Source organism: Bacillus infantis NRRL B-14911, assembly GCF_000473245.1.
Lineage (GTDB): Bacteria > Bacillota > Bacilli > Bacillales > Cytobacillaceae > Bacillus_AB > Bacillus_AB infantis.
In genome coordinates this window covers 2,176,414-2,192,876 of sequence record NC_022524.1, presented here as the reverse complement: position 1 = coordinate 2,192,876, position 16,463 = coordinate 2,176,414, and the positions used below count along the sequence as shown (strand labels likewise).

Genomic DNA, 16,463 nt, shown 5'->3' with positions numbered 1-16,463 from the left:
TAAAAAATGCCCGCCAGGCTGGGAAGCCTGCGGGCCGCTTTTTATTTTTCTTTGTTTTCCATATTGTATTTTTTCATAAAACGGTCTACACGGCCGCCTTTATCGGCAAATTTCTGTTTGCCGGTATAAAACGGATGAGTGTCAGAGCTTACCTCCACCTTCAACAGCGGATAAGTGTTGCCGTCTTCCCATTCTATCGTTTCATTCGTCTTCTTCGTAGAGCCGCTTAAAAATTTATAGCCGCTGTTCACGTCCATAAATACTACCTGCCTGTATTCCGGATGAATATTCTGTCTCATTGAAGTCACCTCTTTTATAGGATAATTTAATTGTAATCGAAACGATTACGATTATCAACTTTATTGCTCAACTCTTACCTATTTATCATTTTCCCGGGTACTATATCTATAAACATTGATTAGTACCTGGTGCTAAGTTAGCCTAACATGGTACAATATAAAGACCTGGCTAATCCTCTTTGATTTGATACCAGAACAAGCAATCGATTCCCGCCAAATAACGGCGGAAATCGCGGATTTTGAATAAAGGAGAGAAGTTATGACAGCAGGCATTATCATTGTACTGGCTTATTTGCTCGGATCGATTCCTTCCGGGCTCTGGATCGGAAAGGCATTTTACGGGACAGATATCCGCCAGCATGGCAGCGGCAATCTTGGCGGAACAAATACATTCAGGACGCTTGGCGTCAAGGCAGGCATCATTGTTACCACTGCGGATATTTTAAAAGGGACCCTGGCAGCTCTCCTTCCCTATTTCCTGGGCTCGGATTTTAATTGGCTTGTAGCAGGCATATTTGCTGTAATAGGCCATATGTATCCTATTTTTGCCGGATTCAGAGGCGGAAAGGCAGTGGCAACATCCGGAGGAGTGCTGCTTGCATGTGCACCGCTTATGTTTGCAGTAATCGTGGCCATCTTTTTCCTCAGCTTATACATAACCAAATATGTATCCCTTTCATCTATGCTGGCTGCCGTGGCAGCTGTGGTTTATTCCCTTTTCGTAGGTGAATGGGATCCGCTGCTCACTGTAGTTGTATCCATCCTTGCCTTCTTTGTCATCTACAGGCACAGGGCCAATATTAAACGAATAAAAGATAAAACAGAGCCAAAGATCTCCTGGCTTTAGACCAAAAAATAAACGGCTGGAAGGCCGTTTATTTTTTTCAAGCCCCTCTGCCAATGCTGATCAAGCAACCAAAAAACACCTTAAAACAGCTGTTCTGAAAAAGAAAAATATCGTGCGTTATTGTAGTGGACATACCAGTTTTGTATAATAGTATAAAAGTCATAATTATCCATCATTTCGACTAAAAACTTTCTTTTTTTTCAAATTCCGCACATAATACTGAAAAAGATTCATATATTACGCTATGGCCCCTGACTGCTGAGCGGCTTAAAAAGATGGATTACGCATACATTACTCGTTTTAAGGAGGGTATATTGTGATACCCGTAAACTCTTTATCTCAAGAATCGTTTCCTTTTCCCTATTTTATTTTATCCCGGGATTTATACATCATCTCGGCCTCAGGTAACCAGCAGCAACATTGCCAAAAGCATATTTCCGAACTTCTTGCCGACGGCCAGAATGCGCAGGAGCTTCAGGCATTCCTTATTGGAAGTAATGCAGAATATGTTGATTTTCATTTTATAGAAGGCTGGTTCCGCATTTACCGGGCTGATGGAGCTGACAACGAAACCATCCATATATTCTGCTTCCCGATTGAACCATTGGCTGCGGAAATTGAGCAAGTACTGGCAGAATTCGAGGAAAAAGCGGCTGTTTTTTCCAAAGCATTGAAGAAAAAAAAGGAAAAGCTTATACAGACTGCAGAACAGGTACAGGAAATGGCAGTCGCTTATGAATTTCAGGCTAATCTTGGAAAGCTGGCGGCTGGCATCGCTCACGAAATCCGGAATCCGCTCACGACGGTCAAAGGCTTCCTTCAGCTGCTCAAGCCGCAGCTCAGGGAAATCGGAAAAGAGGAATATGCCAGTATTGCTTTAGGGGAGATCAGCCGGGCAAACGAAATTATCGGCAGTTTTCTGAATGCCAATAAACCTTCCGAGAACAAAATGAAAAAAGTGCATATCAATCAGATTGTCAAAGAGATTGTCATGCTTTACGAAAGCGAAGCCGTTTTAAGGGGAAGCCTGCTTTTATTCGAACCTTCACCCAATGATCCAACAATGGCAGCTGTTCCCGGTGAGCTCAAGCAGGTGCTCTCCAACCTGTTCAAAAATGCAATGGAAGCAATGACCATACAAAGCATGGCAGGCTCTGTACAGGCAAAGGTAGAATGCTGCAGCAAGCATGCTGTCATTACCATACAGGATAATGGCTGCGGCATGTCTGAAGAAACACTGCAAAGAATTTATGAGCCGTTTTATACGACTAAAGAAACCGGCACAGGCATTGGCATGTCAGTCTGCAAGAAAATAGTCGAGGAATTGGGCGGCAGCATTGATATATCAAGCAGGCCGGGAGAAGGAACGGCTGTGAAGGTTATTCTCCCCATTGAAGCTGAGGAGGCAGAGAAACTGGCAGAGCCGGAAATAATCCCTGAGAGAAGGAATTAAAAAAAGGCTGTTCCTGAAAATAATACTCTCAAATACAGTGGAAAGCACCGAACAACAAGCAAGATGAATTGCCCGCCTCGATGATGGTTAAGACGAAAAAAGCGGATGCCCGCGTGAGACATCCGCTTACCTGCCTATTAGAAGCTATAACTTAATCAATTGGAACTTGGCATTTCCAAATACATCTTTTATATAATCAAGTTTTGTATGGTCAAAATAGACAAAATCCTTCTCATGAATCAACACAGACAGATCGCCGAATTCAAAAGTTTTGTCATCGGTAATGGGCTGCTCTTCCAGAGACAGCTTAAGCTGAGGGCCGCCTCAGCCGATTCCCATTGAAAGGCGTACATACAGCTTCTCCTCCGCTGTCTTTCTTTCCTTTTCAACAGAATCCAGCAGCTTATCGGCTGCAGCACCAGTCATTTTAAACATCGTCCCACCCCCTTTACTGTAACTGCATGCATGCAGGCAGTTTTCTTCTAATGATGCGATCCAAAGAAGAATCCCTGCAGAAAAATCATGCTGACCGCCAAGACTGCCAGCACCCCGATAACTGGTATAAAAATGCTCCGGTTTTTCTCGCAAATTGCAGCAAGAACAAAATAAATGACAGCCATGACAGCGGCAAAAGCGCCTGCTTCAATGGCCTTTTCTGCTTTATCTGTCTGCAGTACGACAAGAAGCGCTATTCCTCCGAAAATAAAAATGCCGATCATATTCATTAATCGATATTGAGACAAACTGACACATCCTTCATTTTATTTTTTCTTTACCCTGACCGTTCATCCTGTCAAACGGCCTTGGAGCGATCAAAGTGCTTGTGCGAATTACCCTGATAAGGGGTATTTTTTGCAATAAAAACATAAAGTATAAATAGGCCTGTTTCACTTGTGCAGCCTGATTCAATTATTCGCTTTACACTGCATACTCCTTTATAATGATTATGGAAAACAGATTGCGGGAAAGGAGACTTCACATGAACATACATATAAATGACGATGCCGCACAATGGTACAAAGATGAACTTTCACTGGAAAAAGGTGACCACCTCCGTTTTTTTGCCCGCTATGGCGGATGCAGCACCGTTCAGCAGGGTTTCTCTCTCGGAGTTGCCAATGAAGAGCCTGTCAATACAGGTGCAGTAACGGAAAAAGGCGGCATTACATTCTTTATTGAAGAAAAAGATCTTTGGTTTTTTAATGATCAAGATCTGTATGTAGAAATGAATCACAAGGCAAATGAGCCCGTATTCAAATATGAAGAGTAAGCAGCTGCCTTTCTAAGCAGCTGCTTTCTTCTTTTTCAGTTCAGTCCAGAGGATTGCGGATTCCTTCTTTGGCAAGAATCTGTTTTTGCCTGTCACCCAGCAAATCAAAATGTGAATAGCCGTCCTTTCTAATATCAATCCATTCAGGCTTAAGGCCATGGGAATGCCCCCACCTTTTCAGCTTATCCAGATCGCTGCAGCCTACCTTTGTCACTGTTTTGCAGCCGGGGAAGCGGTCATCCAGCCAGTAATGAGTCAGAAAAGCAATTTCCCCTTTATCAATTTTTTCTTTCCATTCTCTCAATTCTTTCTTTCCAATTCCAAATGCCACTGGATCACCTACTCAGCAGCTTCAGGTGCTTTTTTCGCTTTTTCATAAGCTTCGTGCCAGTCAGGATATTTCCGTTTGATTGAAATGGGGCGGAAGTTTTCTTTTTTCACACAAACATGCTTGGAAATGCCTTCTACAGACAATTCTCCCCCCTCTGTCAATATTTCATATCCGTATGTGACACGGAATCCATCATACTCTTCGATCCAAGTCCTGATGACTGCTTTTTCACCATATCTGACAGGCTTTTTATAGGAAGCGGCAATATCAATAACAGGAGAAATGATTCCGTCTTTTTCAAGCTCTGCATAATTGAAGCCCAGCTCCTCAATCAGCCTGGTGCGTCCAAGCTCCATCCAGACCAGATAATTGGCATGGTACACCACGCCCATTTGATCGGTTTCCGCATATCGGACTTCAATTTCTTTCGTTGATATCAGCATCTTTATTCCCCTTTGTGATTTTCTTTACCGCCTTTTCAAAATCCGCTTTCTCAAGAAGGGACGCATTCTCCTTCAATTGGCTTTCGTCACCCTCCATGAGCCTGAAGGCCTGGAACTGAATGGATTCATCAGCCAGATTGGCTGCCAGGCGCCCGTTGCCTCCAGCTTTTATGCCAGGCAATGCTTCATCCAGATAAGCGATAGCTCCATCCGTCAAATCATACTTGTATTGAGCAGCGTAGTTCTTGATGATCTGGATAAGTTCTTCTGTATTATAGTCTTTAAAATGAAAGAACTTCTTAAAGCGGGATTTCAGCCCCGGGTTGCTCTGCAGCAGCCTTTCCATTTCATTGGAATAACCGGCAAGTACGACAACCAGGTTTTCATTATGCTTTGTCATTTCATCAACCAGAGTGTCGATTGCTTCTTTCCCAAAGTCACCAGGCGATTCGCTTAAGAGGGCATACGCTTCGTCTATAAAAAGTACGCCGCCCAATGCTTCCCTGATGATCTTCTTTGTCTTGATCGCTGTTTGTCCTACATAGCCTGCAACAAGGTCGGAACGGCCGGCAACGATGAGATGCCCTCTTTTCAGCATCCCGCATTTATGAAGCAGCTCTGCATAAATCTTCGCCACTGTCGTTTTACCTGTTCCGGGATTGCCGGTAAAGACGGAATGAAGCTGTACAGGCACTGACGGGAGATTTTGTCCCCGGCGGTACTGCTGCATTTTTACAAACGATATCAGCGATTCTACTTCTTCTTTAATATTTCCTAGGCCGACAAGCATTTCCAGCTGTTTCTCAGGATTACTTCTTGTGCCATCATCCTGGTGAAGTATGAAGTCATCCTTTTCAAGCAGTGTATAAGGAAGCAGATGGTCAGTAGCTTCGGATTGCGCCCCTTTTTCAAAAATGGCGTCGAGGACGATATTTTTGGCTGTCCGTGCATTTCCGAAAGTGTCATCCACCTTTTCCTTCTCAAGTCTGCCTTTAAGCTCTGATTTTGCTTCATCAGTAAGGATATAATCATTATCCTTTGCTATTCTGTCAGCGATTTCCACCAGCTCTTCTTCTGTATAATCCGGAAGATGAAGCTGGTTGGATTGAGGGAAGCGGCTTCTGAGCCCGGGATTGGCATCAAGGAACTGCCGCATTTCTTCCGGATACCCTGCCAGGATCACTGCAAACTTGCCGCCATACTCTGACCCGGTCATCATCGAGACCAAAGTATCAATCGCTGTCTGGCCATAATCATTCCCTGTCTGGCCTTCCCGCTTCAGGCTGTATGCTTCGTCGATGAAAAGCACGCCGCCGAGAGCCCTCTCAACAGCAGAGCGGACATTTTCCTCTGTCTGGCCGACATATGCGCCTACAAGCTGTGAGCGGTCTGCTTCTACCACTTCTTCCCGCGGCAGGACGCCAAGTTCATGATAAATTTTTGCAAGCAGCCTTGCGAGTGTCGTTTTTCCTGTTCCAGGGTTGCCCGTCAGGATCATATGGAGGCTCATTTCATCTTTGATTTGGAAGCCCAGCTGCTTTCTTTTCTTCTGGTACTTCAGGAATTTATAGAAATCATTCACCCGGCTTTTTACTTTTTCCATGCCGATCATACTATTAAGGCTTTCAAGTGCACTGATTTCTTCAGTCACTTCTTCTTCAGTCTGGAATAATGCATGCCACTCTTCTTTCAGACCGGCAATTCTGTCTATATGCTTTTTCATGTCGTTAACATGGGTTGCTGTATGGAAAACCCCCGAAATCGATTCTTCATACTCTTCAGCAGCCTTGAGCAGCAAAGCTGTTTCATCAGCAGCCAATTCGAGCAGGCTGATCAGGCTGGCGTATATATCTTGGAACTTCTGGTCTGTCAGTTCCTCTGACACTTCCCTTTTGCCTGATAATCTTTCCTTCTCTTCTTCAGATGCATCGAGAAAGCTGCGGCAGATACTGATATACTGCTCAGCAATTTTCCGCTTTGCTGTCCGGTTGTCGGTTTCCCTGATAGAGGGAAATACGAGCATGTCAAGAAGCTCACGATGCTTCTTCCAATCCCTCTGGGCCATAAATCTCCGGGCCTGTCCATTTTGCGGATCCAGCTCTAAAGCTTTGTCCATCCAGGCAGCGGCAAGGCTGTCATCTTTATTCCTGCCAAGCCTTGAAAGAGCGGCAAGTGTAAGGATTGCAGAAACAGATCCAGAATCTTCATCAGTGTCTATTTCCTTCAGCAGGCTTAACAATCTGCCTTCATTGGATATATATCCGTTCTCGCTGTACTCTTTTTCCCATTCCGCAATACGGGCGGAGATTGGGGAAGCATGTTGTTTCCTTTGGTTCATCACTATCACATCTTCTTTTACAAAAATTATTTACTCTCCGCTTTTCGCGTCCGCTATTATTTTACCATATATTTTTGTATGTACTAAGCATTCTGCCGTGCTGTTACGGATATGGAAAGGGCCCGGGTTCTGGTGGATATCCCGGGCCGATGGCTTTACTATTCTAATCCGTTTTCCTGCTGCGCCCGATATTCGTCCTTTACCTCTGACCGGAAAGCATCCAGGCTGTCCCGGCGGCGCTCGTTCTTAGCTTCGATGCGCTTTTTGTCTTCTTCGTTTGCGAACTCCATAGAAGCCTCTGCTTCCTGCATATTCTCAATTGTATGGACGATCATTGATTGCAGCTTCTCAACGTTATCGCTTCTGTCATCGGGATTTGGCCTGTTATGTGCCATTACGTAACCCTCCTTGGCGGTAGTGGATTGTTGCCTGATTAGTTTACGGAATATGTTGTTTTTTCATGTAGGAAATGAGTGGGTAAAAGGGGAGGCATAAACATGCACTTAAAGATAAATAAGTGATCATACAAACAGCCGCCCTTGATTAGGGACGGCTGTGATTTATCATCTATTCGCCTTTAGTTTGAATGACCTGTGCGTGCTTTCCTGATGTATCCTGCATCTTCTTGCCTTTGTTGCCGCCGAATCCTCTTGATTTGGTTCCTATATGGTTCGGCACAAACTGGCTGCTGTCTTTTTTCGGATTGCCCATGCTTATCCCTCCTCCCTTTTAATATCTCCTTAAGAGGGGGAGTTACGAATGGGAATTTATTCAGCTTTGCCCATACGTTTTTCTTCAAGCCTTACTTCAATGCGATCTATGGCAGCCTGATCTTTCAGAAGCTGGCGCTTGTTTTCAAGGACAAGCTCTGCAAATGTCTGTTTTCTAGGTTTTCTCATTTCTTTCACCTTCCTTATTTCCTATTCTAACAGTTAATATGCCCAAAAAATCCTGTAATTATTACAACTTTTTGAAAATTTAAAGTAAAAGGGAGTAGTTGTAGGATATTTGCTTAAGACTTTTGGTTATTTAGGAATTTTTTAGAAGTGGGTTACATGACTAGCTTCTCGCGGCAATGCCATGTATCCCGGGGACCTGTTTAGATGCATGACTGGCTTTTTCACAGCCATTTCGTGTACTTCGGGAAACTGTTGGCATACATGACTGGCCTTCTTGCGGCCATTTCGTGTACTCCGGAAACCTCTTGGCATACATGACCAGCCTTCTAACAATCATATCATGTATCCCGGAAACCTCTTGGCATACATGACTAGCCTTCTGGCAGTCATACCATGTATCCCGGAAACCTCTTGGCATACATGACCAGCCTTCTGGCAGTCATACCATGTATCCCGCAAACCTCTTGGCTTACACGACTAGCCTTCTTGCAGTTATACCATGTATCCCGGAAACCTGTTGGCATACACGACTAGCCTTCTTGCAGTTATACCATGTATCCCGGAAACCTGTTGGCATACATGACTAGCCTTCTTGCAGCCATATCATGTATCCCGGAAACCTCTTGGGATACATGACTAGCCTTCTTGCAGTCATATATGTATCCCGGAAACCTGTTGGGATACATGACTTGCCTTCTTGCAGCCATATCATGTATCTCGGAGACCTGTTGGGATACATGACCAGCCTTCTTACAGTCATATCATGTATCCCGGAAACCTGTTGGGATACATGACTAGCATTCTTGCAGTCATATCATGTATCCCGGAAACCTGTTGGGATACATGACTAGCCTTCTTGCAGCCATACCATGTATCCCGGAAACCTGTTGGCATACATGACCAGCCTTCTTGCAGTCATACCATGTATCCCGGAAACCTCTTGGCATACATGACTAGCCTTCTAGCAGTAATACCATGTATCCCGGTGGCCTGAAAGGATACATTACCTCCCTTATCGCAGCTGCATGACCTCTGCTAAAAAATAAAAAATAAGCACCCAACAGGATGCTTACACTTCATTTCATTTTTTCAGTCATTTCCCACATGGTTTCTGCTTCCATCGCCGATAAATATTTATCCCGGATTATACCTTTTTCGTCAATAAAATAAGTTGTAGGAACCGTCATGACTTTATACTTGGTATTCACCTCGTCTTTTCCATCCAGAAGGATCGGAAAGGTAATTCCCATTTTCTCAATAAATTTTGCTGAATTGTATTGCGGATCGATATTGACAGCCAGGATGCTGATCTCATTCCCTGCTGCTTCATGGAATTTTTGCATCTCAGGCATCTCCTGTTTGCAGGGAGGGCACCATGGAGCCCAGAAATTGAGCATGACCTTTTTTCCGCGGAAATCAGAGAGCTTAACAGACTGCCCCTGAAGATCCTTCAGCTGAAAATCAAGTGCCTCTGTACCAACTGCAAGACCGGGCAAGTCCGCTTTAGCAGCATTCAGCGGCAATAGGCCTGATATATGCACAAGCAGTAAGAAGGCCATCAGATTTATTAGTTTTCTGACCATTGCTATATTTCCTCCTTAAAAAGCTTATTTGATGAAGATATAAAGAATGCTTAACAGCCAAAATCCGCATAAAAAAGTGAATAGCGCATAAATAACCAAATAGACCATTTCCCTGGCAGCCCAGCCTTGCTTTCTGCACTGTCCGGTAAAATAAAGAGCGGCACCGAGCAGGCCGAGAATAGCTTCTTTTATCCCTCCATTGAAATAAAGCAAACCAAGGGGGTTGGTCCATAAAAGGGACGGCTGAAAAAGCAGCCTGCCAAACTTATATAAAAGAAACCAAATCAGCACTGCTGTAAAAAGCTTGTCCTCGAAAGTTTTTCGAAACTCTTGTCTGTTTTTCAAATGAAAGAAGAAAAACAGATGGACGATCAGCAGGGAAAGAAGGGATACCAGCAGGTCAACCTTAAGGTTAAAGGACCCAATTTCAATTGTCTCCATTATTACGTTGCCCCCGTTAGAAAAATATATGAGCGGAAAGAGCCCGCAGAAAAAAGCAAGCATTGCTGCTTGCTTCCTGAATATTATGAATGGAACAGCTTCTTCAGCTCTTCAGAATAATTCCCTTGAATGATCCCTTTTTCAGTGATGATGGCTGTAATCAGCTCAGCAGGTGTCACATCAAATGCCGGATTAAAAACCTTAACTCCGTCCGGTGCCGTGTTTTTGCCGAAACCATGCGTAATTTCTTCGGAGCCTCTCATTTCAATCGGGATAGCATCTCCTGATTCTGTTTTCATGTCAATGGTTGATGTAGGCGCAGCTACGTAAAAAGGGATATTATGTGCTTTGGCCAGCAGGGCAAGCCCGTATGTCCCAATTTTATTGGCAGTGTCCCCATTGGCGGCCACCCTGTCACAGCCGACAAAGACAGCTTCTGCCATTCCCTTTTGCATGATCATGGCAGCCATGCTGTCTGTGATAAGAGTCACATCAATGCCTGCCTGCTGGAGCTCCCATGCCGTCAGCCTTGCGCCTTGAAGGAGCGGCCGCGTTTCATCTGCATACACTTTTAGTTCCCAGCCCTTTTCCTTGGCAAGATAGAAAGGCGCCAGTGCTGTACCGTATCTCGCAGTTGCAATGCCGCCTGCATTGCAATGTGTCAGGACCCCCATCCCATCCTTCAAGAGGGCAAGCCCGTGGATGCCGATCATGCGGCATACCTCCTCATCCTCTTTCCTGATCTGGTGTGCCTCTTCCTCAAGCTTTTTCTTTATCAAGGCAACTGGCTGGTCTTTTTCCGCCAGGGCACGCTCATCCATCCTCTGCAAGGCCCAGAATAGGTTAACGGCAGTAGGACGGGAACTCGCCAGGTACTCGAGATTTTCTTTAAAATTTTTGTAAAACGATGAGAAATCCACCTCAGGAGCCTTATTGGCAGCCAGAACAAGTCCGTAGGCAGCGGCAATCCCTATGGCCGGAGCACCTCTGACTTTCAGCTGCTTGATTGCGTCCCACGCATCCTCCACCTTGGTGATTTCAAGAAATTCTGTGACCGCTGGCAGCAGGGTCTGATCCAATATATATAATGTGCCGTTATCATATGTAACGGATTGAAGGAATGTCTGTTCCACTTTTTGTTCCCCTCTCGAAGACTTTTCAAATTTTTCTGATGCTAGAGCTATTGTAGCAAGAATTATGTTAAACGCCTATATTTTATTTTCACAAAAGGAAAAAGCGCCGCAGCAATGCCGCGGCGCCCATACATTTATTAGTTTTTCAGTCTTTCGCGCAGAACCATCTGCAGGATTCCGCCATGGCGGTAGTAGTCGATTTCAACTTCAGAATCAAAACGGACAAGCACTTCAAAAGTAAGTCTGTTTCCATCTTCGTCTGTCGCTGTAACCTTTACGAAATCGCGCGGCCTTACATTTTCATCAATCTGTACATCGAATGTTTCCTTGCCAGTCAGGCCAAGAACCTCTGCATTTTCTCCTGCTTTGAATTGAAGCGGAAGGACACCCATAAGAACAAGGTTGGAACGGTGGATACGCTCATAGCTCTCAGCAATGACTGTCTTGATGCCGAGAAGATTTGTACCTTTGGCAGCCCAGTCACGGGAAGAGCCCATTCCATAGTCTTTGCCTGCAAGAACGGCAAGGCCGGTTCCATCTTCCTTGTATTTCATGCAAGCATCATAGATGCTTGTCACTTCGCCAGTCGGCCAGTATGTCGTGAAGCCGCCTTCAGTGCCAGGGGCAACCTGGTTGCGGATGCGGATGTTCGCGAATGTTCCGCGCATCATCACTTCATGGTTACCGCGGCGTGAGCCATAAGAGTTGAAATCACGCGGCTCAACGCCGTTTTCGCGCAGATATCTTCCTGCTGGAGTATCCTTGCCGATTGCGCCTGCAGGTGAGATATGGTCAGTTGTAACAGAGTCGCCGAATTTGCCGACTACACGCAGTCCGTTAAGCGGCTTGACTTCATCCGCATTTGGCGTAAGCCCTTCAAAGAACGGCGGGTTTTGGATGTAAGTTGAGTTCTCATCGAAAGAATACAGCGGTTCATTGCTGGTCTGGATTTCATTCCAGCGCTCGTTGTCGCTGAATACATGCTCATATTCTTTCTTGAAAAGCTCAGGTGTTACAGTCCTGCTGACAACCTCGTTGACTTCAGCAGTAGATGGCCAGATATCCTTGAAGAATACGTCGTTTCCATCTTTGTCTTTTCCGAGTGATTCATTCTGAAGGTCAATGTCAACAGTTCCAGCCAATGCATAAGCCACTACCAGCGGCGGTGAAGCCAGGTAGTTTCCTTTAACAAGCGGGTGGATACGGCCTTCAAAGTTTCTGTTCCCTGAAAGGACGGAAGTGACAAGAAGATCGCTGTCAGCTACTGCCTTCTCGATTTCCTCTCTCAGCGGCCCGGAGTTTCCGATACAGGTTGTGCAGCCGTAACCGACCAGGTTGAAGCCGATCTGCTCAAGGTATGGAAGCAATCCGGAATCACGCAGATAGCCTGTAACTACCTTAGATCCAGGTGCAAGAGAAGTTTTTACATATTTAGGCACTTCAAGGCCAAGCTCGACCGCTTTCTTAGCTACAAGGCCGGCGCCGACAAGCACATATGGATTTGAAGTATTTGTACAGCTGGTAATCGCAGCAATGGCGATAGCACCTGTTTTCATTTTTGTTGAATCCCCATTTTGGAAATCAACGGTTACTTCTTTATTGATCTCTTTCTTGCTTAAACCGAAGCCCTGGTTCCCTTGAGGAGCCGTAAGCGCCTGATTGAACTCTTCTTTCATGGCAGAAAGAGGAATCAAATCCTGCGGGCGTTTAGGACCGGAAAGGTTTGCTTCAATTTCAGCGAGATTGATCTCAACTACTTCAGTGTATACCGGTTCAAGTGAAGGATCGAAGAACAATCCATTCTCTCTGCAGTACTTTTCAACAAGCTTGATCTGCTCTTCAGATCTGCCTGTCAGACGCATGTAGTTGAGTGATTCTGAATCAACCGGGAAGAATCCGCAAGTTGCACCATATTCAGGTGCCATGTTGGCAATTGTCGCACGGTCAGCAAGCGGCAGTGCCGTTACACCTGATCCGAAGAACTCGACGAATTTGCCGACAACTCCCTGCTGGCGAAGAACCTGTGTCACCTTAAGCGCAAGGTCTGTTGCTGTAGCTCCGTTTGGAAGCTCACCAGTCAGCTTAACCCCTACTACTTCAGGCACAGGGAAATAAGAAGGCTGGCCTAGCATTCCTGCTTCAGCTTCAATTCCGCCTACACCCCAGCCAAGTACGCCGATACCGTTGATCATGGTTGTATGGGAATCCGTACCTACGAGTGAATCAGGGAAAGCTTCAAAATCGCCATCCGGCGTTTCAACTGCATGAACCACGTTTGCAAGGAATTCCAGGTTAACCTGGTGAACGATCCCGGTTGCCGGCGGAACAGCACGGTAGTTGTCAAATGCTTTCTGTGCCCAGCTAAGGAACTGATAACGCTCGGCATTACGTTCAAATTCAAGAACCATATTTGCTTCCAGGGAATCAGGTGTACCGTACTTATCAACCTGCACTGAGTGGTCGATAACCAGGTCGACCGGCTTCTCCGGATTAATTTTGTCAGGATCTCCGCCCATGTCAGCCATTGCTTTCCTTAATGAAGCAAGGTCAACAACCGCAGGAACGCCTGTGAAATCCTGAAGGATGACGCGTGAAGGCTTGAAAGGAACGTCTACTTCCTTCACTTGGTCAGATCCCCATTTTGCCAGGTTCTCTACATGCTCTTGTGTAATAACCCGTCCGTCAAACTGGCGCAGGACAGACTCAAGCAATACTTTAATGGAATAAGGCAACCTTGATACGCTGCCGATTCCTGCTTTTTCCAAAGCTGCTAATTGATAGTAATGATAGCGTTTACCGTCTAGTTCAAATGATTTCCTTGAATTAAAAACATCATTTTTAGACATATGTATTACCCCCTCTAATGATAATCATATACCAAAATTATAATAATTGTCGAAAAGTTTGAATTGTCATTTTCATCGCCACTTTTCTCACAATTCTTATCTTAATACAACCTTTTATATAAGTAAATAACAAGAAAGTTATTGTTTTTGATAAGTTTTACTTATTATATTTTTGATCGCAATTCATTTTGGCATGATTGGACAGCTAACAGAGTCAATTTCTATATACCTTTTTGGAGATTTTTAAAACAAATATTATTGCAATAAAGCAATTTTTTACCGAATGAGGGCTGGTTTGCAGGCAAAAGATATGTATGCGGAGGTGAGAATTTTGGCGAAACGAAAAGCAAATCATGTACGTCCAGGCATGAACGCAGCTAAAAGCCAGGGTCAGGGCGCCGGGTTTAATGAGGAATTTTCAAATGAGCCATTGACAGAAGCGCAGAAACAAAACAATAAAAAACGCAAGAAAAACCAGTAATAGCTTGTATTGGGGCTTGGCCCCCTTTGAATAGCAGGACATAAAAAAACCCCTGAAACAGGGGTTTTTACATTTTGTCATTCAGCCGCATTAACTTCCTGGATGATTCTCGACAAATCTCGCTGAAATTGCTCCAGCTGGCCACGCTGATGTTCACTTGCTGTTTCAAGGGCATTTTCGATTTGCGCAAATGCTTCATTGACCTCATTTTCCAGATGCTTCAGCTGATGCCCGTAGCTTGCACTGTCGTTAACGATTTCATTATATAAGCCGCTGGCTTCGGCGAACCCTTGCTCTGCCGCCTGGAAAGCCTGCTGTTTGTCTTTATGGTATGGCATGTTTTCACTCCTGTTAATCAAGATGTAGTGTTAAATTGTGCAGTCAGCAGGGAAAATATTCGGTATAAAAACAACTGCAAAAAACATCCTAATGTTAGGAGGGATGGCAAATGAACAAAAACGACAGCAAAGATATGCACAAAAATGCCCCAAAAGGAAATAACCCGGGTCAGCCTGAACCGTTAAGCGGCTCCAAGAAAGTAAAAAACCGCAACCATACAAGACAAAAGCATAATTCAGGGCACGACATGTAAGGTCCTGCAGAAGAAGGCCTGTCCCTACTCGGGAGACAGGCCTTTTGCAATCCTGCCCAGACAGGCAGAAATGATTTCTGCTTCTTCTTCGGAAACGGTCCGAAGATCGAATATCGTTTCTTCCTGGCGAATTCTTGCAATGATGGGCGTTCCCTGATGCTCCCTTAGCCTGACAGCCAGATCATCAGCTGAAATGCCGGGCATTCTGATTGCTGCCGCATAGGTCGGCAGCTCCACATCCGGCATTGTGCCCCCGCCGACCATGCTGGTGCTTTCCATCACCTTCACTTCAGAGCCGGGGCACAGCAGACGTACAGCTTCGGCAAATGTTTCTGTTCTCACCTTGATTTCTTCCTTGTCAGCAAGCATATCCCTTATGACAGGAATTCCTAATAAGGTTTTTTCGTCTTTTATATAAGCCGAAAGCGTCGCTTCCAAAGCCGCCAGTGTCATCTTATCGACTCTTAGAACTCTTGCCAGCTGATGCTTCTTGAGCTTATCGATCAGTTCTTTACGGCCGGCGATGATGCCTGCCTGGGGCCCACCCAGGAGCTTATCACCGCTGAACGACACGATGCTTGCGCCGGCTTTCAGCACCTCGCTTACCACAGGCTCTTCCCCGATTCCATGCTTGCTGTAATCATACAGAACCCCGCTTCCGAGATCTTCGTAATAAATCAGCCCGCTCTTTGAAGCTTCTTCTGCCAGTTCACTGGCAGAGACACTTTTAGTAAAGCCCATGATCTTGAAGTTGCTCGTATGCACCTTCATCAGCATTGCGGTCGCCTCAGTCACTGCTTCCTGATAATCCCGGAGATGGGTTTTATTCGTTGTTCCCACTTCTACCAGCCTGGCCCCAGATTCCTCCATGATGGATGAAATTCGAAAAGAACCCCCAATTTCAACAAGCTCTCCCCGGGAAACAATGACCTCGCTGTCAGAAGCCAATGCCCTCAGAACGAGGAATACGGCAGCCGCATTATTATTGACGATCATCGCCGCTTCTGCACCCGTAATATCCTTTATCAAACCTTCCACGAGGTCATGGCGGGATCCCCTGCTGCCTTTTTCCAAATTGTATTCTAGATTGGAATAATTCCTGGCAATGCTGGCCATATGTTCAACAGCAGTCTCTGACAGCCTTGCTCTTCCTAAATTGGTGTGAAGAATGGTGCCTGTTGCATTGATTACTTTTTGTAAGGCAAAGCTGTATTTTTGCTCAGCGGCAGCTTCTATATCATTAAATAAACGGGCCAGAAATTCCGGGCTTCCCGGTTCAGGGCCGCTGTACCTCTCTGAGATAATCGCCTGTCTTACTGAGTCAAGCGCCATCTTGATCAGTTCGGCAAATCGTGCAGGCTCAAGCCCCAGCCTTTCCTGCAGGCTGAGCGCCCTTTCATCCCTCTGCAGCTCGTGTACAGGGGGAATTTGTCTGAGAATATTGTTCACTTTTGTAATCCTCCAGCATATTAATTAGAAGTATTATACCATTTTCACCCTGTGCGGT

General features: G+C 45.3%; 19 protein-coding genes. 5 read left to right on the top strand and 14 right to left on the bottom strand.

The genetic code is table 11. From position 1 onward, the window contains the following. Positions 1–41: 41 nt before the first annotated feature. Positions 42–299, bottom strand: coding sequence for a type B 50S ribosomal protein L31 (locus tag N288_RS10975; RefSeq protein ID WP_009790934.1), 258 nt, complete (start codon positions 297–299; stop codon positions 42–44). Between the two features lie 259 nt (positions 300–558). Here N288_RS10975 and plsY point away from each other — a divergent pair, with 259 nt between their 5' ends. After that, positions 559–1,146: a glycerol-3-phosphate 1-O-acyltransferase PlsY gene (gene plsY, locus N288_RS10970; RefSeq protein WP_009790933.1), complete on the top strand. Its 588-nt coding sequence runs from the start codon at positions 559–561 to the stop codon at positions 1,144–1,146. 316 nt (positions 1,147–1,462) lie between these two features. Then, positions 1,463–2,599 (top strand): two-component system sensor histidine kinase NtrB, encoded by a 1,137-nt coding sequence (locus N288_RS10965; RefSeq protein ID WP_022543830.1) that lies wholly within the window; start codon positions 1,463–1,465, stop codon positions 2,597–2,599. A gap of 482 nt (positions 2,600–3,081) precedes the next feature. Here the strand turns inward: N288_RS10965 and N288_RS10960 are convergent, their stop codons facing one another. After that, positions 3,082–3,342, bottom strand: coding sequence for a hypothetical protein (locus tag N288_RS10960; protein ID WP_035400921.1), 261 nt, complete (start codon positions 3,340–3,342; stop codon positions 3,082–3,084). Positions 3,343–3,578: 236 nt separating this feature from the next. On the opposite strand from N288_RS10960, the gene N288_RS10955 reads away from it, so the two are divergent. Then, positions 3,579–3,869, top strand: a complete 291-nt coding sequence (locus tag N288_RS10955; protein WP_022543829.1) for a HesB/YadR/YfhF family protein — start codon at positions 3,579–3,581, stop codon at positions 3,867–3,869. 40 nt (positions 3,870–3,909) lie between these two features. Here N288_RS10955 and N288_RS10950 read toward each other — a convergent pair whose 3' ends face one another. The 10 genes from N288_RS10950 to acnA all read right to left on the bottom strand — a co-directional run bounded on the left by N288_RS10950 (position 3,910) and on the right by acnA (position 13,883). Further along, the gene (locus N288_RS10950) at positions 3,910–4,200 is read right to left on the bottom strand and encodes a hypothetical protein (protein WP_009790925.1); all 291 of its coding nucleotides are present in this window, start codon (positions 4,198–4,200) and stop codon (positions 3,910–3,912) included. Between the two features lie 8 nt (positions 4,201–4,208). Further along, a complete protein-coding gene (locus tag N288_RS10945; RefSeq protein ID WP_009790924.1) occupies positions 4,209–4,643 on the bottom strand; it encodes an acyl-CoA thioesterase in 435 nt (144 codons plus the stop codon). Then, positions 4,618–6,981, bottom strand: coding sequence for an AAA family ATPase (locus N288_RS10940; RefSeq protein WP_009790923.1), 2,364 nt, complete (start codon positions 6,979–6,981; stop codon positions 4,618–4,620). The genes N288_RS10945 and N288_RS10940 overlap by 26 nt, the downstream gene beginning before the upstream one ends. Before the next feature lie 158 nt (positions 6,982–7,139). Further along, the gene (gene tlp / locus N288_RS10935; RefSeq protein WP_009790922.1) at positions 7,140–7,376 is read right to left on the bottom strand and encodes a small acid-soluble spore protein Tlp; all 237 of its coding nucleotides are present in this window, start codon (positions 7,374–7,376) and stop codon (positions 7,140–7,142) included. 172 nt (positions 7,377–7,548) lie between these two features. After that, positions 7,549–7,692: an acid-soluble spore protein N gene (locus N288_RS10930; RefSeq protein ID WP_009790921.1), complete on the bottom strand. Its 144-nt coding sequence runs from the start codon at positions 7,690–7,692 to the stop codon at positions 7,549–7,551. Positions 7,693–7,748: 56 nt separating this feature from the next. Continuing rightward, positions 7,749–7,880 carry an FbpB family small basic protein gene (locus tag N288_RS10925; protein ID WP_022543828.1) on the bottom strand — a complete coding sequence of 44 codons (132 nt, stop codon included), beginning with the start codon at positions 7,878–7,880 and terminating at the stop codon, positions 7,749–7,751. A 1,076-nt stretch (positions 7,881–8,956) separates the two neighbouring features. Then, positions 8,957–9,463 (bottom strand): peroxiredoxin family protein, encoded by a 507-nt coding sequence (locus N288_RS10920; RefSeq protein WP_022543827.1) that lies wholly within the window; start codon positions 9,461–9,463, stop codon positions 8,957–8,959. A gap of 24 nt (positions 9,464–9,487) precedes the next feature. Then, positions 9,488–9,904 carry a hypothetical protein gene (locus N288_RS10915; protein WP_141195056.1) on the bottom strand — a complete coding sequence of 139 codons (417 nt, stop codon included), beginning with the start codon at positions 9,902–9,904 and terminating at the stop codon, positions 9,488–9,490. Between the two features lie 83 nt (positions 9,905–9,987). Continuing rightward, the gene (mtnA, locus tag N288_RS10910) at positions 9,988–11,037 is read right to left on the bottom strand and encodes an S-methyl-5-thioribose-1-phosphate isomerase (protein WP_009790917.1); all 1,050 of its coding nucleotides are present in this window, start codon (positions 11,035–11,037) and stop codon (positions 9,988–9,990) included. A 137-nt stretch (positions 11,038–11,174) separates the two neighbouring features. Further along, positions 11,175–13,883, bottom strand: coding sequence for an aconitate hydratase AcnA (acnA, locus tag N288_RS10905; protein WP_009790916.1), 2,709 nt, complete (start codon positions 13,881–13,883; stop codon positions 11,175–11,177). Positions 13,884–14,214: 331 nt separating this feature from the next. Here acnA and sspO point away from each other — a divergent pair, with 331 nt between their 5' ends. Then, a complete protein-coding gene (gene sspO / locus N288_RS10900) occupies positions 14,215–14,364 on the top strand; it encodes a small acid-soluble spore protein O (RefSeq protein WP_035400962.1) in 150 nt (49 codons plus the stop codon). A gap of 77 nt (positions 14,365–14,441) precedes the next feature. Here the strand turns inward: sspO and N288_RS10895 are convergent, their stop codons facing one another. After that, complete coding sequence (locus N288_RS10895) at positions 14,442–14,702, bottom strand: hypothetical protein (RefSeq protein ID WP_009790914.1); 261 nt, start codon at positions 14,700–14,702, stop codon at positions 14,442–14,444. A gap of 110 nt (positions 14,703–14,812) precedes the next feature. Between N288_RS10895 and N288_RS10890 the strand changes: the two genes are divergently transcribed. After that, positions 14,813–14,956, top strand: coding sequence for a small acid-soluble spore protein P (locus N288_RS10890; protein ID WP_009790913.1), 144 nt, complete (start codon positions 14,813–14,815; stop codon positions 14,954–14,956). A gap of 24 nt (positions 14,957–14,980) precedes the next feature. On the opposite strand, the gene selA is transcribed toward N288_RS10890, so the two are convergent. Continuing rightward, the gene (gene selA / locus N288_RS10885; RefSeq protein ID WP_009790912.1) at positions 14,981–16,405 is read right to left on the bottom strand and encodes an L-seryl-tRNA(Sec) selenium transferase; all 1,425 of its coding nucleotides are present in this window, start codon (positions 16,403–16,405) and stop codon (positions 14,981–14,983) included. Positions 16,406–16,463 lie beyond the last annotated feature (58 nt).